Annotated in this window: 14 protein-coding genes and 2 pseudogenes; 8 read left to right on the forward strand and 8 right to left on the reverse strand. The window is 40.9% G+C overall.

Going from position 1 to position 21,996, the window contains the following annotated elements; all coding sequences use genetic code 11:
* Positions 1–38: 38 nt before the first annotated feature.
* The 8 genes and pseudogenes from BBW65_RS06020 (at position 39) to BBW65_RS06060 (ending at position 9,259) form a co-directional block, all read left to right on the forward strand.
* The gene (locus BBW65_RS06020) at positions 39–2,384 is read left to right on the forward strand and encodes a DUF7494 domain-containing protein (RefSeq protein ID WP_066341047.1); all 2,346 of its coding nucleotides are present in this window, start codon (positions 39–41) and stop codon (positions 2,382–2,384) included.
* 30 nt (positions 2,385–2,414) lie between these two features.
* Entirely contained in the window at positions 2,415–3,449 is a 1,035-nt protein-coding gene (locus BBW65_RS06025; protein ID WP_066341049.1) for a glycosyltransferase family 9 protein, read from the forward strand.
* 1,491 nt (positions 3,450–4,940) lie between these two features.
* Positions 4,941–5,915: pseudogene (gene selD / locus BBW65_RS06035) on the forward strand (selenide, water dikinase SelD); the annotation flags it as partial.
* Between the two features lie 49 nt (positions 5,916–5,964).
* Complete coding sequence (locus tag BBW65_RS06040; protein ID WP_066341055.1) at positions 5,965–6,996, forward strand: flagellar basal body P-ring protein FlgI; 1,032 nt, start codon at positions 5,965–5,967, stop codon at positions 6,994–6,996.
* Between the two features lie 10 nt (positions 6,997–7,006).
* A complete protein-coding gene (locus BBW65_RS06045) occupies positions 7,007–7,309 on the forward strand; it encodes a rod-binding protein (protein WP_066341057.1) in 303 nt (100 codons plus the stop codon).
* Positions 7,306–8,331, forward strand: a complete 1,026-nt coding sequence (locus BBW65_RS06050) for a sensor histidine kinase (RefSeq protein ID WP_199919407.1) — start codon at positions 7,306–7,308, stop codon at positions 8,329–8,331. Before BBW65_RS06045 ends, BBW65_RS06050 begins: the two co-directional genes overlap by 4 nt.
* 54 nt (positions 8,332–8,385) lie before the next feature.
* Positions 8,386–8,820 (forward strand): Dps family protein, encoded by a 435-nt coding sequence (locus BBW65_RS06055; protein ID WP_066341059.1) that lies wholly within the window; start codon positions 8,386–8,388, stop codon positions 8,818–8,820.
* Positions 8,821–9,040: 220 nt separating this feature from the next.
* The gene (locus BBW65_RS06060) at positions 9,041–9,259 is read left to right on the forward strand and encodes a hypothetical protein (protein ID WP_066341061.1); all 219 of its coding nucleotides are present in this window, start codon (positions 9,041–9,043) and stop codon (positions 9,257–9,259) included.
* A gap of 1 nt (position 9,260) precedes the next feature.
* Here the strand turns inward: BBW65_RS06060 and BBW65_RS07790 are convergent, their stop codons facing one another.
* The 8 genes and pseudogenes from BBW65_RS07790 to BBW65_RS06090 form a co-directional block, all read right to left on the reverse strand.
* Positions 9,261–9,515: a hypothetical protein gene (locus tag BBW65_RS07790; RefSeq protein WP_083986108.1), complete on the reverse strand. Its 255-nt coding sequence runs from the start codon at positions 9,513–9,515 to the stop codon at positions 9,261–9,263.
* Between the two features lie 27 nt (positions 9,516–9,542).
* A complete protein-coding gene (locus BBW65_RS08040; RefSeq protein ID WP_233702014.1) occupies positions 9,543–9,917 on the reverse strand; it encodes a toprim domain-containing protein in 375 nt (124 codons plus the stop codon).
* Positions 9,889–11,040, reverse strand: a pseudogene (locus BBW65_RS06065) (ATP-binding protein). The gene BBW65_RS08040 and the pseudogene BBW65_RS06065 overlap by 29 nt, the downstream one beginning before the upstream one ends.
* A gap of 2 nt (positions 11,041–11,042) precedes the next feature.
* On the reverse strand, positions 11,043–13,751 hold the full coding sequence (locus BBW65_RS06070; protein ID WP_066341063.1) for an Eco57I restriction-modification methylase domain-containing protein: 2,709 nt from the start codon (positions 13,749–13,751) through the stop codon (positions 11,043–11,045).
* A 26-nt stretch (positions 13,752–13,777) separates the two neighbouring features.
* On the reverse strand, positions 13,778–14,038 hold the full coding sequence (locus BBW65_RS07900) for a hypothetical protein (RefSeq protein ID WP_066341065.1): 261 nt from the start codon (positions 14,036–14,038) through the stop codon (positions 13,778–13,780).
* The gene (locus tag BBW65_RS06080; RefSeq protein WP_199919408.1) at positions 14,038–17,487 is read right to left on the reverse strand and encodes a helicase-related protein; all 3,450 of its coding nucleotides are present in this window, start codon (positions 17,485–17,487) and stop codon (positions 14,038–14,040) included. The genes BBW65_RS07900 and BBW65_RS06080 overlap by 1 nt, the downstream gene beginning before the upstream one ends.
* A gap of 105 nt (positions 17,488–17,592) precedes the next feature.
* Positions 17,593–19,323, reverse strand: coding sequence for an ATP-binding protein (locus BBW65_RS06085; protein WP_066341069.1), 1,731 nt, complete (start codon positions 19,321–19,323; stop codon positions 17,593–17,595).
* An 8-nt stretch (positions 19,324–19,331) separates the two neighbouring features.
* Positions 19,332–21,980, reverse strand: a complete 2,649-nt coding sequence (locus tag BBW65_RS06090; protein WP_199919409.1) for an FtsK/SpoIIIE family DNA translocase — start codon at positions 21,978–21,980, stop codon at positions 19,332–19,334.
* Between the last annotated feature and the right edge of the window lie 16 nt (positions 21,981–21,996).

Raw genomic sequence — 21,996 nt, forward strand, 5'->3', positions numbered from 1 at the left:
TTTGCTAGAGTGTGTGGAAATTCCAATAAGGATGTAATTTGCGGTTTTTGCTTGTTTTGTGTATTTGTTTGCAGATGATTTTTGCTTTGGATGTGCAGATCAATTTTGGAAAAGAAAAAGGAGAGGAGTTTGCTGTCCTCAATCTGGCACACACCAAGCCTTTTGAATGCCGTGAAGAGATTGATGTCTATAACAAAGTGACCAAAGTCGTTTGTGTCATCAATCAAACGCCATTCAACAATTTCATCCCCACAGGCACGGCATTTTTTGATTTTGCGACACATATCAAAGATTCTAAACTTTATCTTGACATCATTCCCAAGAAAAATGCCAAATTGTTTATGACATTTCTAGATCTCAAGGGGGGGGATCCTATCCCAGTGGAGCGTCCCAAAGTTTCGAAGCGTTGGCAGGTCGTCGGCTATGAGAAACAAATCCCGTTTTTGTCCGGCAAAAAAGGCAATGGTTTGAATTTCCCTATCAAGATTGCAAGCACTCAAGACATTTACACGCAACAACTCGATGTCAATCGTCAGCCTTTGGTCTATAACGAGGGGCTTGATTATACTTATTTGCTAGAGATACGCAAAGACTACGAAAAGGGTAAATATCAAGATGTCATTCTTGGGGTGAATAAGGCATTGTATGGTTATCCAAATAGTATCTTTCGAAAAGATTTTTTGTTGAACAAAATCAAAGCAATCGCCCATCTAAAAGATCAAGAGGACAAAAACGCTCTGATTACTTTGTGTTTGGAATGGTTGCGTGATTTTCCTTCTGATAGTGCAGCACCTGAAGTTCTGTATATCTTAGCCAATACTTATGCACAATTCCATCTTAATGATGAGGCGATTTATTATTATCGCCGTATCATCAATGAATATGTCAATACCGATTGGGTGGCACTTGCAGAAATGCGAATGGCGTATTATTTTTCTAATGTGGAGGGGAGCAATATCACTCCTGCAATGTTTGCACAAGCCTACAAAGATGCCAAAACACAAAGTGTTGCCAATAGGATTGCGATCACTTGGGCGGTGTTTGAGCTCGAAGAGGGCAATGCCCAAAAAGCTCAAGAGTTGTTCAATCTTATTTTTACGCAGTATCCTTATTATTTTCTCAATCATCCGCAAGGAAGCATAGCGATTGCCAAAACATTTGCCGCAGCAGAGCTATATACCGAAGCAGGAAAACTCGGAGCCTATTTGGCAGAACACTTGCCCAAAACAAGTAGCGAGTATTTGGAGAATCTGCTTGATTGGACGGGAGAGTGGTTTGAGGAGGCAGGGCTGGTCGATGAGGCACACCGCTACAATGCAATGTTTATGCAGAAATTCCCTGATAGCAAAGACTATACAAAAGTGCAAGAACGCGATGATGCGTTGTTTTTCAAACTAGAGGACAAAATGACTCCCGATGAGAAACTCAAAAAATATGATGAAATCATCGCAAAATACCCTGATAGCAATATCGCTACAGAAGCCTTGAAACGCAAGGCAGATGTGCTATATGAGCTTGGAAAATATGATGAAATCTTAAAGCTTGGTTTGGGACAATCAGAGATGGTTGCAAAAGCCCAAAAAGCCCTTGTTTTGCAGGCACTTGCAAACAAAGAGTGCAAAAAGATACCTTCCTATCTTGAGGAAATGGATTATGCTCAATTTGATCAAAAAGAGAGATTGGAGATTTTTGATTGTTTGTATAGTTTGGCGTTTTATCAAGAAGCTTACAAAGCCATCGAGGGACAAATCCAAAAAGAATCTCAAGCCCCGCAAAAAATCCCATATCTCTATCGTTTGGCAAAAGTGCTCAATCAGTTGGGGCGTTTTGCAGAATCCAAAAAAGCAAGTGAGGATTGTCTAGAGTTATCACAGGCGTTGAGTGACAAAAAATACAAAGATGTGATTTTTGTGCTTTTTGATGATTTGGTGAAGCTTGGTTTGAATGATTCGGCACAAAAAGTAGGGCTTGAGGCTCAAAAGCTATTCAAAAATGACAAAAGATTGCTTGAAGTGGATTTTGCTCTGTTGAAATGGGCGAGTGCAAACAAGGACTACAATCAAGCCCAAATCTATGCTCAAGATTTGCTAAGAGTGCAAAAAGTCAATCAAATCGCAGACTATACGCCACTTGTCAATTTTATGCTGATTGATTTGCTCAATCAACAACAGCAATACCAAGAGGCGATCAAAGAAACTCAAGTCCTAGCAGAGCAAAAGCTCAAAAACGCCGACTTGCAAAGAGTGTTTTATACTCAAGGCTCACTTTATAAGGCATTGGGTGACAAAAACAATGCACAGAAGTCTTTTCAAAAATGTCTAGAGCCACAGGGGATGAGTGCTTGGAAAGATTTGTGCCAAAAGTCTCTGCAGTTGATTGAGTGATAGATGTTGGGTGTGTCAAGGATTTGAGCGTTGAGAGTTGGTTTCATCTATTTCCACGCCTTGGGCGATAATGTGATGATGTTTGATGCGTTGTTGGCTTTGAAAAAAATCTATGATTGCGAGTTGATTGTGTTTGGCAATGCCTTGTTTGCACATCTTTTGGAGTATTGTGATTTTGTCGATGAGGTGGTGGATATCCGCAACGACATTCAGGCACATTTGGATGTCATCGATGGCTACCACTTGGATTATGTGGTTTTGCCAAAGTGTAAGAGGGAATATTTGATTCCGCTCAAGAGAAGCAATGTCGGGTGTATCATCGCTCCGCTCAAGCTTAGCAATATCTTGACACCTAGGTGCAAAACCCCGAGCATTTTGTCTTTTTTGCGACATCGTGCAATGTCGATGAGAGAAAAAGCATTGTGGCTGTGCCGTGTCATCAATCCCAAGAAGTTTGATACACAGATTGGGTGCGTGGATTGGCAAGAAGCACAGATACGGACTTCTCCAGCACACCAAACCAGAACCACAGAGTTTCTCAACAAGCACATCGCCCCAAGGTCGATGTGTCAGTCTCATTTGATTTTTGTGTGTCCTTTCAATGTTTCAGCTTCGCACACGCTTTCTGTTTTGGGTTTCTTGAAATTGATCGAGGCTATTGGGCAAATCAAAAACTGCATTCCCTTTGTGGTGACTTATCCACAGGTGCATCAGCATTTTGTGGCAAGTGTAGAGGAGTTTGAACGCAAAGGCGGCAATCTCCAATCGTTGATTGTTTATCAAAACAATGATGATGTGCTAAATCTCATAGAGTGTGTCGCACGATCTCAATGCCTCATCGCTCCTAGCACAGGTCCTATACATATCGCATCAAATCTCTCTATCCCGACTATCGGACTTTTCGCTCAAGATCATTTGAGGGAATGGGCGACAAAAGATAGGCGTTATGTGATACTGCCCAAACCCCTTGCATCGATGACTTCAGAAGAGGAGTGTGCGATCATCGAGCAGACGCTAGAGGTTTTTGAGGGGCTTTTGCATAGTGGTGGTATTGGGGGATTCTAGAATCTTTGAGGCTTTCTTTGCAAGTTGGCTTGAGAGGCTACACTCTTTGGACTTCTTTTGTTTTTGAAACTTTACTTGAGATTGCTTTTGCACAAGCACACTTCTTAGTCACCAATTCCCACTTTGCTTTTTTTCTATAAGGGGGACAAGGGGGTTTATTGCGAGGCACCCCCCTTATCCCCCTTAAAATCCCCCAAACCCCTGCCCGCTTTTTGTGTGACAACCCAACGATAGAGTGCAATATTTTTGTTTTATTGTGTTTGGTGGTTTTTTGATTTGATTTTAGATTTATTGATTTGAATCTTGATTCTAGTTTCTTGTATTTCTTTATTAATTCTTAGAATCTTTGTGAAAGCATTTTTAATTCTTGATTCTTTGGTTTCTTGGATTTTTAAAATCTTTTTGAAAAGTTTTGTTTTTGATTTTTAGAATCTGTTTGCAAACTCTCAAAAAACTCTAAAAAATATAAAAACCCCACTAAGTCATAAAAGCAAAGAAAACCGCTTCCCAAACCAACCTTGTAGAACCAAAAAAGATTCCAAGTCAATGTAATCTTGAACGAGCCTTGCTAATGCAATGCTGGGGTTATGGGGGTTGTTAAGGGGGATAAGGGGAACGCTGCTTTAAGTTCCCCTTGTCCCCCTTAAGAGAGATCTTAGGGGATTCTAGAATTGTATAAAGGGTGGTTTGATCAAGCCAAGATTAAAAAAGATTCAAACCAACTTTGAATCACTCCAAAGCCGTTCTTTTGCCAAACAAACCCCCAAAAGAGAGAATCCAAGAGATTCTAGAACAAGAAACACCAAAAAGAAGTATGAGGGAACAAGCAATACAAAAACTGCGTAAGAAAATTTACAAGGGGGGAGAGGCATTGGGAAACCCCAACTCAACCTAGCCTCCGTTTAGGACTTTCTTCCTTGTATATTTTTGCTGTGTTGAAGAATCAATCAAAACTTTAGCTAGATTGAGTATAATGCCTCTTGATTTGATTAATTGAACTGAATAAGTTCAAAAATAGCTCTTGCTAGCTCTAGCAAAGCTAGCAGAAGCCTTATGATGAGAATAAATATATCCATCATCACCACCTCCTTTCACAAGGAAGCGTCCTTCTCCAACACAGATATGATTATACAAAATCAAAACTTCAAAACTCTCTCTACTTCAAAAAATCTATAGCAGCCGCTGACCAAACTAACCTTGTAGAACCAAAAAAGATTCCAAGTCAATGTAATCTTGAACGAGCCTTGCTAATGCAATGCTGGTGTTATGGGGGTTGTTAAGGGGGATAAGGATAGGGGGGATGATGATTTGGTGGGATAAAAAGGGAGGGGGTATAAAAAGGGAGGAGGGTGATGATTTGATGGGGGGATTGATTGGTGGGGCAAATGGGTGTTTGGCTACAATTATGGAAACAAAACAAATCAAAACAAGGAGTCACAGATGGAGAAAATCACCTCTTTTGTGCGTTGCGTCGGTTGAGCTGCCAAAGTAGGTCTGGAAGATCTAGGACAAATTATGGCAGGGATTGAAACATATAGAAGTGATGCGTTGATGGTGGGGTTTGATGGAAGCGATGATGCGGGTGTGTTTGCTTTGAGTGAAGAGATCGCTTTGGTGGAGAGCGTGGATTTCATCACGCCGATTGTAGAAGATCCTTTTGTGTATGGGCAGATTGCGAGTGCAAATGCGTTGAGCGATATTTTTGCGATGGGGGGTGTGCCAAAAACCGCGATGAATCTGTTGATGTGGGACAAAGAGCATATCAGTCAGGAAATGGTGCGTGAGATTTTGCGAGGGGGGAGCGAGAGGCTTGAGGAGGCGAAGGTGTCTTTGGTGGGTGGGCATAGTGTCAATGATTTGGAGCAGAAGTATGGTTTGAGTGTGTCGGGTGTCGTGCATCCCCAAAAAATTTGGCGTAACTGCAGTGGTCAAATCGGAGACGCGTTGGTGTTGAGTAAGCCTCTGGGGAGTGGGATACTCGCAAGTGCGTTGAAGGGCAACAAAGTGAAGTTTGACAAAGATCTAGAGGGGGTGGTGTCGATGGTAATGCTCAATCAAAAAGCTAGTGAGGTGGCAAGAGGGTTTGAGATACACGCTTGCACCGATGTGACAGGATTTGGTCTGATCGGACATTTGCGTGAGATGTGCAGTGAGGACAAAAGTGCGATGATTGAAGTGGAGCGTGTGCCTTTGATGGCTGGGGTTTTGGAGCTGATTGCGATGGGTATTGTGCCAAATGGCAGTCTGCAAAATCATCGATATTTGGAATCTAGCGTGCAGTGTGAGAAAGAGATAGCGGGGCAGATCGCATTGTTTGATGCTCAAACATCTGGGGGGCTGTTGTTTGCATTGCCCAAACGCCAAGCCGATGGGTTGGTCGATGCTTTGAAAAGGGCGGGGTATGCAAGAAGTGCTGTGATTGGGGAGTTTGTCGCCAAAAGAGAAAAAACAATCATTTTGGGTTAGTGGAATATAAATTGCTTTTTGGTTTGTAAAGTTCAAGGAAAGGATACAAATGAGAAAGGAATCTCGCTTCGCGATCTTGATGTTTTTGCTTCTGTGCTCGAGTGTGATGGCTCAAAAGATTGGGGATGTCGCCAATATCGTGGGGGTCAGGGAGAATCAGCTGATTGGCTATGGGCTTGTGGTCGGATTGGATGGGAGTGGGGATAAGTCTGCCTCCAAATTCACAATGCAAAGCATCGCCAATATGCTTGAAACCGTGAATGTCAAAGTCTCTCCCAACGACATCAAATCCAAAAATATTGCTGCGGTGATGGTGACTGCGACACTCCCACCATTTGCCAAACAAGGCGACAAGCTAGACATCGTCGTCTCCTCTATCGGCGATGCCAAATCTATCGCGGGTGGGGTGCTTCTGCTCACGCCTCTGACGGCTGTGGATGGCAATATCTATGCCGTGGCACAGGGTCCTTTGAGCCTCGGGGAGAGTGGCAATGTCTTGGCAGGGAATATCCTCAACGGGGCGATCGTAGAAAAAGAAATCGCCTATGACATTTACAACAAAAACAATGCGACCCTTAGCCTCAAAAGCTCGGATTTCCAAAACGCGATCCGTGTGCAAAAGGTGCTCAATCGCGTGTTTGGTGAAGGAGTTGCAAGGGCTGTGGATTCGCGGACAATCAAAATAAACAAACCCAAAGATTTGAGTATGATCGAGTTTTTGGCTCTGGTGCAGGAGGTGGAGGTGGAGTATTCTACGCGTGAAAAAATCATCGTCGATGAGCGTAGTGGGACGATTATCGCTGGTGTGGGTATCACGATTGAGCCGATTGTAGTGACACACGGAGCCATCACAATCAAAATCACACAAGAAAAACTCAACGATCCCAAAGCAAGTGATGTGGGAGATGGGACAATGATCTCATCGGCACAGAATATCATCTCTACGAACGGCAAAAAGCCCACGGTCTCTAGCGTGGTGCGTGCATTACAAAAAATGGGTGCAACTCCCAAAAACATCATCTCGATTTTGAGTGCGATGAAGCAGAGTGGTGCGATTAGTGCTGATTTGGAAATAGTGTAGGAGTGTGGATATGAGAGTTGATGTCAGTATGGGTTTGCGTGCGTATGAGGTGGGCAAAACGCCCCAAGTCACCCAAAACAACAATGATGAACAAAAACTCAAAGAGCAGACTGACGCCTTTGAAGCGTTGATCCTCAAAACGATGCTCTCTACAGCGATCAAAAATGAAGATCCGCTCTATCCAAAATCGGCTGGGAGCGATATTTACCATTCGATGTATTTGGACACTTTGGCTGAAAACTTGAGCGGAAGTTTCGGCTATAGTGAATTGTTGCTCAATTACCTCAAAGAACAGCAGTTGGGCAAGAGATGATAGAAAACCATTCTTATGGGATTTTGGAGAATCTGACACAGGGGGACAAAGAGACTTTTCTAGCCACGCTCACAGAGCTTATCGCTCAAATCGATGAGGCACAAGAGGAGTTTGCAGGTCTGAAAATGTTGTTTGAGGGGGTGTTGAAAATGCTCCCTCAAGCAGTTTGGGTGCTAGAAAAAGATGGGAGTTTTTTCTACTACAACCCAGAGGCTTACAAAATCTCGGCGATTTTGCAAGGGGTTTTGCCCCTACGAGAATCGCTAGAGGTCGAGTTTGATTCTAATTTTTATCTGTTGCAGGGCTCGCTTGTCGGCGATAAGCAGATCATCACAGCGACAAACATCACCCACCAAAAACGCCAAGAGCGTCTTGCGTCAATGGGGCAAGTGTCGGCACATTTGGCACACGAGATACGCAACCCCGTAGGATCGATCTCTTTGCTCACTTCCACATTGCTCAAGCGTGTGGATACAGGGAGCAAGGGGCTAGTGTATGAGATCAAAAAAGCAGTGTGGAGGGTGGAGAATATCATCAAGGCGACATTGATGTTTTCTAAGGGGGTGAGTGCGACAAGGGATTTCTACACTCTTGGGGAGATTCAGGGACACACTCAAGAGATTTTGCATTATTTGGCTTCTACCAAACCTTATGAGGTGGTCTATCGTTTCCCAGAGAGCAAAAAAGTATGGTGCGATATGAATCTCTTGGTGATTGTGTTGCAGAACTTTTTGAGCAATGCTCTTGATGCGATCGAGGAGGGGGAGTGCGAGGAGGGGGAAATCGTGATGGAGTTTGAGGAGGAGGAGGAGTTTTGTGTGTTCAAAGTCAGTGACAATGGCAAGGAGATCAAAGATAGTAGCTTTTTGTTTGAGCCATTCAAGACAACCAAACTCAAAGGAACGGGGCTAGGACTCGCATTGTGCAAACAAATCATTGAGGCACACGAGGGTGGAATCACATTGATCCACGATCCCAAAACATTTATCATCAAAATCAAAAAAGTTAATCAAATATTGTGAAAAGAGTTTTAGCATTTCTCAAACGATAAAAATTATCGTTTGAAGGAGGAAAAAATGAAAACGATTGAATTGTTGAAGCAGTTGCAAGCCGATAGCCTTGTGTTTTTTATGAAAGTGCATAACTATCATTGGAATGTGAGGGGCTTGAGTTTCCCGCAAGTGCATTCTGCGACAGAGGAGATCTATGAGGAGTTTGCGACACTTTTTGATGATCTAGCCGAACGCGTGATCCAGCTTGGTGGGACGCCTTATGTCACGATCGCAGAGTGTCTCAAAGTAAGTAAGGTGCAAGAAGTGAGCCAAACAAGCTTCAGTGCCAATGAAGTGCTTGAGGGTGTCATCAATGAGTATAAGTATTTCCAAAAGGCTCTAGAGGAGCTCTCAAGTGTCGCTGATGAGTGTGGGGATAAAGTGACAGGAGCTTTTGCAGATGACAAAGTTGCCAAATTGCAAAAAAGCATTTGGATGCTTAACGCACAAAAAGCTTAAACGATCTCCCTCGCTTGAGGGAGCCCCCCACAATTTGAAAAGCAATATATTGCCAAATAAACAATACTCCTTAGCATCGTGCTGATTGTGGAGAATCAGTTGGGGATGATGGAGTTTTTGCGGATGGTTTTGGAGGGAGAAAAGAAGCAAAAGCATTGCAAGACTTGCTTTTCTTTGGCAATGTCAAACAAAAGTGTTTCAAGCTCTCTTTAGATTATTTGTGCTCATAACAATAAAATCAGGAATCTCCAAAAATCTAGAGTTGCTCCAACTCAAAAACTTACTGCTCCAAAATTCTCTATCTGTCTTGCCCTTGATTATGATGTGCCATTGCTATCGCCTCGTTTTAATGCTTGGGATTCCATCAAATGCAGGGCATATAGAATCAGCTTGGGATTATGGAGTTTTTGCGAGCGGTTTGAAAAGCAAAAATAATTGACTTATTCATCAAAAAATTTTTTTATTGTTTCAAACCATTCTTTGATTTCATCAAAACTTTGCATATTGTCTTCATTGATTTGATTCCAAATATCCCTGCAAAGAAACATTGATTTAATATCTTCTTCTTTAAAATTTAATGTTTGTTGATGCTTAAATATATATTTAGCAATATCTTGATTGTCCCAATCTTGTTTGAAGTCATCAGAAAAAATCTGATTTTCTTTTAATTTATTTTTAAAATATGCTTCAAGCACATCGATAGGATAGTAATTTTCGATTTCTCATTTTTTTGTTTTGATTAGATTTTGATCTGAAGCACCTGTTTCATCTTTGCTTTTATCTCTATCCAAAAAATAAAGGCACTTAACATTGCTACCCTCTAAATAATCTGCAGTCATCCAATTCTTAACATTTCCGCCACCATACAAAGGAATCAAAGTTATTGTATTTAGATTAAATATATTTCTCAAACATTCAAATTTTTCATTTAGTCTTTCTAAAAATTTTACATCAGTTACCCCTTCTACAAATAGAACTCTCTTATATAGCAAATAAGGCAAAACACCAAGAGTTCCAACAAGAGTCTCTAAGATAATCTCATTGCCATATTGCACCGTTGGTTCATCTTCATTGTTTTTTTTGAATAAAAATAACATCTTCTCTATTTACCATTTTTACAATCTCTGGAGTATGCGTTGTAAGTAATATTTGACGCCCATTATTTTGTGCCAATTTCTTAAAAGTGTCAATAATGATTTGTTGATAGTTGGGATGTTGTGATGTTTCTGGCTCTTCAATAGCATAAATCATATTTGTTGTTGTTTTCTTTCAGCATCTTCCAAAAAAAAAGCTTAAAAGAAATAATCTTTTAACCCCGCTACCCCTTTTATTAAATGATATTCCATTATCACTTCTAAACTCATAACTAAACAATGAGCTCAAATCTTTTGAATCAATGTTCGGAATCAAATCTTTAACAATATCTTTATCAAAACTCTTCAATCTCTCAAGTGTTGCATTGGCAAAGCTTTTCATTTCCTGCAAAATTTTTTCCCTCATATCATTAAACTCGTGCTCAATTTCAGAGATAGCATTTTGTGTAATAGCTTTGGTCACTTGAGAAATTTCATTATCCTTGTCTGTGTTTGTTCTATCGGATTTAAATAACAAAAACTTGGGCATTTCTGCTTTCAATTTTGTATAAATATCAGCAATATCACTTTCTTTTGTAGAAATATCTATCTCTTTCTCATCAAGTTCTATATTTTTTTGCTCTTTTTGAAATAAAAAACTTCTTATTTCTTTTTTGATGCTTTTATTGACTTGATCTACATATTCAGGTGGAATAATTTTTTTCAAGTCTGTAATTTTTAGTGTAATAAGGGGTTTTTCCCAATTGGTTGGATGATTGCAAACGATATATGTTTTGCTCAGTTTTCCTTTTTCCCATACCTTTTTAATTTGCAATAACTTTTTCTCATCTAATAAATACTCACTTTCTAGGGCTGTTTGTGTTCTTTCACTTTCTGCAGAATCTAGATAAATTGGCATTGCAGGTTCAACTTTAAAAAAACAAGTAATGCTAAATTTGTTTTCATTCGCATTGATATTCGCATCATCTTCAGATGCTTTATTGTTTTCGAAAAATATATCTAGTGCATCAAATAATGTTGATTTGCCAACATCGTTTTTTCCTACAATGACATTCAAATTTGAAAAACTAATCTCTACATCTTTATAACCACGAAAATTTTTGATTCTACATTTAACTAATTTCATTTTCACTCCTTGTTTTCAATGATTTGGATTTCTGCCTCTGTGAGATTGTAGAGGGTATAGACTAAAGAATCGATTTGGGATTCTAGGGGTTTGGTGTCGGTGGTGGGGTTATTCTCTTTTGCCTTAAGAATCTTTTCTACTAAGGCAATGATTTTATCTGCTATTTCTTTGTTAGTGGAATCTATTTTTGGGATAGGTATTCGTTTTGCGATTTCAGATGAAAATTGAAAAGTCCTTATTGCTTTTGCAAAAACAAAACGATAACAATACCAATTCAAAAACCTCGAATGTAAAAGGGCTAAAATGAATTTATTTGAAAATTCTTTTTTGCATACTATTTGATAAATGGTATCCACAATACGAATATCTTTAGAATCTTTGATAATTGTGCCTGTCATTTTGATATGTGGTGTTGGATTCTCAATGTGTGCTATTAATCGTTGCGTTAAAACAGCATTATCTTTGATAAAAGCCGAACTTCTTACATTAAAATCTTTAGCAATATAACCCTTTACACCTTTAATATAGTATCTTTGTATCTCTTTTCCTCCTAACACTCTACAATCTCCGTTTTTTGTAATATGTTGATAGAATATATCCCCCCTATAATTTTCACCACAATCCATAAGAAAATGAGAAAACTTATTGCGAATACTTATTCCTATTGCTAACTCCTCTTTAGTCAAATCATTAAGATAAAAATCGAAAAGATCAATATATTGTTTATCTATTTCAAGCATTTGAGATAAGCTTCTACCCTCACTCAAAAAACCTGTAGTATAAGATTTTGTAGATGATTGCTTGATTTTTGTAAAAATAATCATCTCTAAAAGCACATAGCTCCAAGCCTTTCCACAATCAATAATCTGCCTTAAATCTTTTTGTAAAAAATCCCTTATTTGTTTCCAATTTGTTGCAAAAGTAAGAGCTTTAGGAACAATGAGAGAATTGACACCATTTGGCTTAAGAAGCTTATCTGATTGCAAGATAAAGAGTTGGGCAGTATCGCTTGATTTAGAGTTAAAAATAGCCCTATATCTTATCTTTTCCTCATTTGTAAGCGATACGCCATAAGGCGGATTGCCTATCACACAATCAAAGTTTTGGAATCCAAACATAAATTCACTATCAAAAAATTCTGCAACACTTTGAGGATTGTAGGGATTCCATTCTACAATAGGAGAGATCTCATCTTCAAACACTAGATTTTTGGCAATTTTGTTTGCTAGGGCTAAATATTCTGTTTCCAAAGACGCTTTGTCACTTGCTGATTCAAAGGTTTTTTTGCGAAGTCGTTCTAATTCTTTTTTGTCATTGTTGTAGTTGGGGTATCGTAGATTTTCTTTTTTGGGTATAGGGAGCAAAGAATTTGCATTTACAAATTTGAATTCCAAATTGGGCAATGGTTGGATTTGGCTATCTTCATCACATATAAGCGAGAGGAAGCAACGCAATCGTGCAATCTCTGTAGCCATTGGTTGAATATCTACCCCATAGATATTGTTTTGCAAGATGGAGAGTTTGCGAATGTAGGTTGGATTTTTGCCTTGATTTTGAGCCTTGAAGTTTTCATTTTGGAGATTCAAAAATGCCTTTGCCTTTGAATCTAGTGCTTCCAAAATCGCACAAATCTCTTGGAGCATTCCCATAGGGAAAGCCCCACTTCCACACGCAGGATCTAGGATTTTGAAACTTTGCAAAGCTTCCATTATGCGTAAAATGTCACTATGCTCAAAAGAATGGGTGTAGTCAAACACAAGCTCTCTAAGGGCTGTTTCATCTAAACCTGTTTGGGTTTTGAGATATTGCAAAATCGAGTTTTTGACCATATAGCTTACAATCTCTCTTGGGGTGTAATAGCTCCCTGTCTTTTTTCTAAGGCTTGAGAGATTATCGACTCTGTTATCTGTGAAAAGCACAGAGAGGAGGCTTTCAAATACCATTCCTAGCATTTCAGGATCGAGTCCTACTTCTTGATCTAGGGGAGTGGATTCATCAATGGTGAAATGATATTCCTCTAATATATTTAGCAATTTTTGTATAGCCTCGTTGGGAATCTTGAGTGTATTGATGTGGGAATTTGGTTTTGATGGATTGAAAAAATCATCTGCTTGTGGGGCAAAAAGCCCTCCATTTAGATAGGGAATAGAATCTAGAAGTTTGGTGATTTTCTCTTCAAGCAATCCATAATTTCGCTTTTGCTTTGCTGTGTTGAGTGTGAGAAAAAACAGAGACTCTAGGATATTGTGGTAATAATCTTGTGAGAGAGTGGTATCCCAAATTTTTGAAGGAATGATTTTCTTTTCTTCCAAAAATTTGCAAAACAAGATTCTAGCAATCAATCTTAGGCTAAATTGGCGTTTTCTGTCTTCATTGTCGTTTATGGCGAGAGGAAAAGATATGCTAAAAGTCAATTCAAGAAAAAACTCTGAAATTTTGTCAAAAAACTCTTTGCTAAGAGGTTCGAGTGCAAAAGCCTCTTGAATGCCTGTAAGGGTGTGTGTGGCTTGGATAAGTTTTGCAAATTGCTTTTGTGCAAAGCGTGTTTTTACGCCTTTTCCTAGCACAAAGCTTTGGCGTTTGGGGTTGCTGTAGTCAATTTCGCCTTTTGCATTGATAGAACGCGTAATGAGAGTCAATCTGAAGGTGTCTGGTTTGTCCTCTTGAAAGAAACAAGCCAAAATCGCACTAGCCGTAGTTTTTCTCAGCACATTTTCTTTGAGCTCTCGATATAAGCCTATTTTGGCATTGATTGATGAGACTTTGAAAGCAAAGATTTCAAGTGTGGGGTGATATTGACATCTTGCAATATGATTGCTTGAGGGAGGAGGGCACATTCCTCTTGGATTTGGATATGATTGTGACCTAGCTTTGTGAATGTTGCATTGCAAAATTCTAAGCCATCTTGTGAGTTTGCAAACACTTCAGACACGAAGTTCCTGAATCTGTAAATATCAAAAGCTTGGGTTATGAAGTTTGAAATCGCATTGTTTTCCATTATTGATCCTTTCTTGTTGTGTAGCTAAGTTGCAAAGAGGGCTTGGCGTATCGGATTTGCACTCTAGATTCGCTCTCTTTGATTCGCATTGTGTCTTTGAGCTCTTCTGCAAGTTTATCTAAATCAGCCTTTTGATTTTTGATCTGCTTCCTTGTGGTGCTATCGATATGCACACCTCGCTCCAATGCTTGAATCAAGCAATCTTTTTTTTCTTGGGATAGCAGGAGGTTTTGTCGGATGATGAACTTGAGCTCAGCGATCTCTTTTGCGTCTAGGCTTGTCTCTCCTTCAGAGATTTGGGAATGGAGTTTGTGGGCTTGCCAAACTAGCTCAGCATCAGCATAATGCACTTCTTTTGGAAGTGGGGTTGGGGTGTTGGTGAGATGAGATTTGAGATGTTGAGCCATTTGGCAAAAGTTGATTTGGCGTGCTTCTCTGGTGTGCCCTTGTGTGCTGACTTGATAAAAAGCATTTCTACAAATCTCAAGCGTGTGGTTTGGGTAGATTTTTTGTATCGTTTGCTTGAGATAGAAAAAGCTCTCACGCTCTCCAATCATCGAGCTACGGACTTTGCTAGGGAGGGAGTTGATACGATCAAACTCTTGGGGGTTGTTGCGATGAAGCTCAAGAATATCTGCCAAAAACGCTACTTCAGGATCAGTTTTTTTGCTATCTTCGGTGGCTTGATAGAGTCCTGCTATGCCTGATTCTTCTTCGGGAGTATAGACTGCATTGTCCTCTCCGAGTGTGAAATGGAAGCTTTGGAGTTTCTGATAGACTTGCTTCCCAAACTTGAGTGTCTCCTCGCCAATATTGCTTGGTTGGAAATTGTAGATAGAGAGTTGTTTGTGCTGTGTGCCGACGCGATTGATCCTCCCTGCTCTTTGCATCAAGATTGTGGCATTCCACGGAGCATCGTAGTTGATCAGAGTGTCGGAGCGGTGCATATTGACACCTTCAGAGAGTGTGTCAGTGGAAATGAGGATCTGAATCTCGTGTTGCCATTTGTCTCTAGGATAATTGGCATCAAAATTTTCTTTGATTTTGTCTTGGCAGTCTTTGCGATTATCAGAATCAACTTGCAACAATTTGTATTGTGGCAAAAGCTCTTTGAGTTTGTCTCTAAGGTAGTGGGCTGTTGTTTGAGCTTCTGTGAAAATGATCACTTTGGGGGTGTCTTGGTCGAGTTTCCTTTCAAGCTGGATTTTGATTTGCTCGACTAGTCTTTCAAGTTTTGAATCCTCTTTGATCTCTCCCCATTTTTTCAGCAAATCTTGCAAGATAGCCAAATCGTTTTTGAGATTGTCAAGATAGTCAGGTTTGAAATCATAGGCATCAAGCTCCATCAACTTGTCTCCATATTTTTCCAAAAACTCTTCATCGATCCCGTTTTCATTGTCGCTCTCAAGGGCTTCATAATAAGCTTCAAGATTGCTTAGATTTTTCATAGGAATATAGACTTGATTTTTTTCTAGCATTTCTACAAGTGTGCTGAGCGATTTGATTTGTCGTTTGAGCGTTTGTTGGAAAGAATGGATCGATGATTCGAAGCGTTTGAACATCAAAGACTTCATCAAGCCCTCTAGCCTCTCTGCGGTGTGCTCATAGAACTCTCCATTTTTGTGTGTTCCCATTTTTTCTAGGTAGATCTTTTGCCCCTCAGGAGTGAGGTTTGGATAAATCAAATAGCGATAATAGCCATATTTTGTGATTTTGCTTGGTGCGTCTTTGACTCTAAGGAGTGCTAGAGTCTGCTCTGTGAGCTCTTTTGCTTGATTTTTGAGCTCATATTCTAGTGGTGTGGGGTTGGGAGTGTCAGGAAAAGCAATACCTTGAGCTTCTAAGTCATCTTTGTAGAGAGTATTGACATCATTGCGAGTCCGTCTTATCATAATAGATTCCAGCACTTCGTTTCTCATTCTATTAGAGATCGCTCGTAATTGTTCTTTTAGTATTTCTTTTTGCTTTTTGTTGGCTGCTGTGTCTTTTTTCTCATCGAGTGCTTTGAGCCTGTCTTTGATATTTTTGTATTCTTTTTGAATCTCTTTGAAAAATTTCTCTAGATTGTTGTGTTCGCCTATGTTTGTTCCTCTTGGATCTGTGAAAAGATAGATTTGGTTTGCTAAGTCTTCAGGCGAGTTGTTTTGGGGGGTGGCAGAGAGGAGGATGACTTGTTTTGTGTATTTTGTTTCTTCTTTGCAAATGCGATAGAGTTGCTCATAGCGTTGTGAGGTTTTGGACTTGAAGCGATGAGATTCATCAATGATGATCAATCCATAATCTTGGGGATTGGTGATTTCATGGAGCATATCGTGGGTTTTGATAGTTGTGTGGCGATTGACACCTACTTTTGCAAAATGATCTTCCCAGTTTGCTTTGAGGGCTGGGGGGCAAGTGACAAGAATCCTGCCTTTCAATTCTCCACTCACTTCAAGCTTTTGAGCAATGATGGTGGCAATGAGTGTTTTCCCTAGTCCCACAACATCAGAGAGAAAAAATCCACCATATTCTCTCAATTTTTTCACCCCATCTGTAATGGCATCGATTTGGTATCTGAGTGCTTTGTAATCTTTTGGAAAGAGGGATTTGATACTTTCATCAATTTTGATTCTATCCATTCCAAAATATTCTATGAGCATTTTGTAATAAAGCTCTTGGGGAGTGAGTGTGGCAAGAAAGGATTCTTGCTCGATTTGCTCTATATCTTGGGCTTGGATCTCGATACTTTTGTCCCATAGTTGATTGAACTCATAAAGTGCGGTTTCTATGTCTTGACTATCGCGTAACTCGGCATTGAATTCGTAGTGCTTCACAAGTCCATTGTGGCTAAGATTGGAGCTTCCAATAATGACTGAGCCTTTGTAATCATAATGTTTGACACCATCGATCTCTCGACTCAAATTGGGCTGACAACTCAAGATGTAGAATTTTGCATGCACGCCCCTTTCGCGGATAATACGCATTTTTATCTTTTTGCTTTTGATCGCTTCTAGGAGCTGATCGATAGAGATGTCAGTGTCTTCCAAATAGTTTTCATCATTATTGAGCTGGGCGATTTGCTCTTGGGCAAACTGCTTGAGAAATCGATCTTTTTTGGCTGTTGTAAAATCGATATTGCTACCTGCAATTTCTGCGATAATTGGGTCTAGGTCGATACCTACTAAGATTCGTATCTCTTGGATTGAGCTTAGCTTGTGTTTGATGATGTCTTGAAGGTGTTTGAAGCCACTGATTTGGAAATAGCCGACAAGAAAATCAAGATAGCTTATGTTTTGCTGATCATCATTGATGATTTGGCTGAGCTTGTCTTTGAGCTTGATGTCTGTGTTGTTGATGAATTTGGAGTTGGGATTTTTGTGTGGAATGGGACGCGTGTCTGACATAGTTGAGCCTTTGGATAAAATGATGAAATAAGCGTGGATTCTATCAAAGAGATTCTGATAAATCAATCAAAAGCCAAGCAAGAGAGGATTTGATCTCAAACTTTGCATTCCCAAACCCTTGCAAATGGGGCAGGGAGGCTCTATCGGGTCAATGCGATCAATGCAAACTAGTCAGTGGTTGTGAAAAAACCCCATACTTTTTTCCCTATCAAAATTCCCATCTTTTTCTCTTTGGATCTCTTCGATGAAATCATTGGCGTTGAATATCGGCTTTTTGCGTGTGGCGACTTTGTAGGCAGTGTTTTTGCAAACCAACGCAATCTGCCCACCGCTTAGATCGTATGTGCTAAGCTGATCGATCAGATCCTCTTGTGGGAGAGAAAAATCTGCATTTTTGGGGAGGTGCATATTCCAAATCTGTTTCCTCTGCTCTAAAGTAGGGCGTTTAAACTCGATTTTGTAATTGAAACGCCTTGAAAATGCTAGATCAATCGTCTCTAGCAAGTTTGTCGTAGCGATCAAAATCCCATCGAAGCGTTCGATCTGCTCTAGGAAAATGTTTTGCATTTGATTGTGCATTTTGTCACCACCGCTGCTCCCCAAACTGCGTGTGCTCAAAAACTGATCGGCTTCATCAAGGAGCAAAATCGGCTCACTCTTGCTTTTTTTGGCGATCTCTTGATAGGTGTCAAAGATTTTGCGGACATTTTTTTCACTCTCTCCGACATACATTGATAGGATTTTGGAGCAGTCAAAATTGAGTATGTCTTTTTTGAGACTTTTGGCAAGAGCTAGGGCTGTGAGGGTTTTGCCCGTCCCAGAAGCACCATAAAAAATGATCTTGGATTCAATCCCTGTTTTTTTGTCTTTGATCCCCCAGTGTTTGAGCTGTAGCAAGATTTTGGGGTCCATTTGTTTGAGGAGATTTTCAAGAGTGGAGCGTGTCTGCGGTGCGAGTATGATGTCTTTGAGGCTTTTTTTGGGTTTGAGGATTTCAAAGATTTCTTGTTCTTTGATGAAATGAGAGAGGGTGTGCTTGGTTTTTTTGTGTTTGTTTGATGAGTGGATCATCGTGTGGAGCGTGGATTGGGTGATAAAAAATGTGCGACTGATCCCCCCAAATGGACTGAGAAACTCATCATAATCAATCAATCCTTTTTCGATTAGGGTGCTTTTGTCATCTAGGAGTGAGCGGTTTTTGATTTTTTCGTATTCGTTTTCACTGACAAGCTCGATGAGTGTGTTCATCTCACGCAAAATCCCCTCTCCCCCATAATACTCCTCTCTGAGCAGGGCAAAAAATATGATTTCTTCTTTGGGTTGGAGTTGATGTTTTTTGAGAAAAGAGTGGATGTTGAGGTTTTTGTGTGTGAGTTTGAGGCGGTGTTGGATTTGTTGGTTGAGCAAGGTAAGGTAGTGTTTGCTTTTGCTTACAGATTGTGGATCTAGATTGGCAGGGTAGAGCATTTTGCTTTGCATTAGCAGTTCGATCCGCAAAAACTGATCTTTGAGGTATTCCAAATGGTCTTTGTAGGGTCTGTCTTCAGGGAGGCTCATCAGGGGTTGCCCCTCTTCCAAAAGCTTGAGAAAATTTGGGCTAAGGTAGATTGTCTCATTGAGTAGCTCAAGCGAGGTGATGGGGTGGGATGAGAAGTTGGAATACAAAATCCAGCCTTGATCGAGCAAGTGTTTGATTTTGTTGAGGTATGGGAGGGTGGCTTCTCCTTTGACGCTGAAAAGTGCTTCGATGAGATTGAGTGTATTGAAGTCTGTTTGCCCTTCAAGGAGGGCTTTGCTCATCGATTGCAAGATTTTCGCACTTGGTATGTCGCAGTTGAGCATCGGAAACACGATGCTATCTTGCAAAGAATCTGAATGGATAAAATCGAGAAAATTTTGCATTATTGTCCTTATAAAATCTCTCTGATCCCTTTGTTGTTGGGGCTAGAGAGGAATCCGATTTGCTCAAGATGTTCGATGATGTTGGAGGCTTTGTTGTAGCCGAGGTTGAGGCGTCTTTGCAAATAACTTGCTGAGGTTTTGCGATCGCGTAGAATGATTTCTTGGGCTTTTTGGATGAGCTCAGTCATCTCGCTATCAAGCTCACTTGGGTCGATGGCACCAAATGCTTCTTTTTCTTCAGGTGCAAACTCTGGATCATAGATGACTTCCCTTTGGCTTTTGATGTATTCCACGATTTGATTGACTTCGTTTTCGGAACTCCAAGGGGCGTGCAAACGCACAAGTCCGCTAGATCCGGGTGGGGTAAATAGCATATCTCCACGCCCTAGCAATGTCTCAGCACCCACACATCCGATGATACTAGAATCAATCCTTCCCCCCACTTTGTAGCTAAGGCGTGAGGGGAGATTGGTTTTGATGATCCCTGTGAGCACATCTGCTCTTGGGCTTTGGGTCGCGATAATGAGGTGCATCCCAGAGGCTCTTCCCATTTGTGCGATGCGTGCTAGTGAGTATTCGACATCTTTGCCTGCAGTCATCATCAGATCTGCCAACTCATCAATAATGATGATGAAATATGGAAACTTCTCAAACCCCTCTTCTTCGGCTTTTTGGTTGTAGCTAAGAATCTCTTTGGTGCGTGTTTGGCTCATGAGGGTGTAGCGTCGCTCCATCTCTTTGACGGCATTGCCTAGCCCTATGACTGCCTTTTTGGGATCAGTGATGATAGGTGTGATGAGGTGGGGCAAATCGCTATAGGGCATAAACTCCACCATCTTTGGATCCACCATTAAAAGCTTCAAATCATCCGGGGAATTGCGATAGAGTAGAGAGAGGATCATCGCATTCACCCCCACACTCTTCCCACTTCCTGTAGTCCCTGCGATGAGCAAATGTGGGAGCTTTTTGAGATCTGTGACAAAAGGATTGCCCACTACATCTTTGCCAAGTGCAAGAGTGAGAGGAGAGGCAGAGTTTTTGAAAATTTCAGATTCAAAAATCTCTCTTAGATAGATTGTTTGCATTGAGGAGTTGGGGATCTCAATCCCTACTACGCTTTTGCCCGGGATTGGTGCTTGTATGCGGATAGATTGTGCTTCTAGAGCCATTGCAAGATCGTTTTCAAGGTTTTGGATACGGCTGACTTTGACATTTGCGGCAGGACGGAACTCAAGCGTGGTGATGAGTGGTCCAGAATAAGTGCGATCCACATCGCCCTCGATTTTGAAAATATTGAGTTTTTCAAGAAGCTTGTCAATTTTACTATCGATTTCATTTTCATCGGCTTGGATTGGCGTGGTTGATGGAGGGAGAGAAAGTAGATCGATTGGTGGGAGTTTGTAATCTTTGGGGATTTCCAAAACCCCTTTGTCGATATTTTGCAACAACGCCTCATTCTCCGCAAGTGAGGTGATATGCGGTCTTGTGGGGAGGGGTTTTTGTGGCTTTGCCAATCGTTCTTTTGAGAATTCTGTGGGTGTGGATCCTGCAAGTGGGGATTCGCGTGTCTCAATGGGTGAGGTTTCTACGAGTGGAGTCTCTTGGAGCGGAGAATCTGCAAGTGGGGATTCTGTGGGTGAAGCCTCTTGGAATGGATTGGGTATAGAGGGTGGCTCTATGGTAGAGAGATCTTGGGGCGGAGTGGTGGGCGATTGGGTGGTGGGTGGCACTATTGTTTCTGTAGTGGAGAGTGGCTCTAGATCTTGGGGGGCGGGGTGCGTGGTTTGTGGGGTTTGCGTCTTTGGCTCTGTCTCTTGTTTGATTTTTTGCAACAGATCCCCTGTCGAGCTAAGGTTGGAGTTGAGGAACTGGCTCAAATCGATATGGCTGAAAGGGTTCTCTGTCGTCTCTTGTGGGCGTGTGTCCTCATCGACGATTTTGATCTGTGTGGGTTGTTGCTGAAGTTTTTTTGTCACGATGTATTCTTGGATTTTGATATCTTTTTCGTCCATTGGATTCTCCTTTTTTTTGTTTAGAAATGGCAGGATATTGGTTTTCTCAGGTGTGGGTGGGGTGATGGGGGTGAGATCGATGTTTTGTGTCAATGGTGGAGGCGTGTGGGTCTGAAAAGGGGGCTTGTCTTTGAGGTTTTCTAGATTGGGCATTTGGGGGGTTTGCAGGATTGGGAGATCGAGATTTTTCTCTTGGGGTTTGGGCTTGTGTTTGAATCGTTGCATTAGCATTTTGATGGTTGTGAGCATCAGCTCAAAGCCCTGCATTGCAAAGATAGATATATGGTGATAAGCCTTTTTGTAAAATGGTGGGAAATGCTTGGAGCTATAAAAAGAGATGAAGCATAGATTTGCCCCCAAAAAGCACAACAAAAAAATGCCAAAACCTCCAAGAAAGGGCTTGAGTGTCTGAATGATGGAGTCGCCGATGACGCCGTATGTGTCGCCCAAGAATAGATTTTGAGTGATGAGGCAAATCATCCCAGCCAAAATGCTAGTGAGGCATAGCTCGATTTTTCTAAATGTGATTTTGGGATCTTTGTGGTAGAGATATGTCGCATAGGCAAGGGCGATGGGCAATGCAAATGCCAATAGCCCAAAGATGTTGAAGCTAAAATCAAAAATCTCTTTGCCCCAACTCCCCATTAGCCCAAATCCACCC

The sequence above is a fragment of the Helicobacter enhydrae genome, assembly GCF_001693335.1.
GTDB classification, from domain to species: domain Bacteria; phylum Campylobacterota; class Campylobacteria; order Campylobacterales; family Helicobacteraceae; genus Helicobacter_G; species Helicobacter_G enhydrae.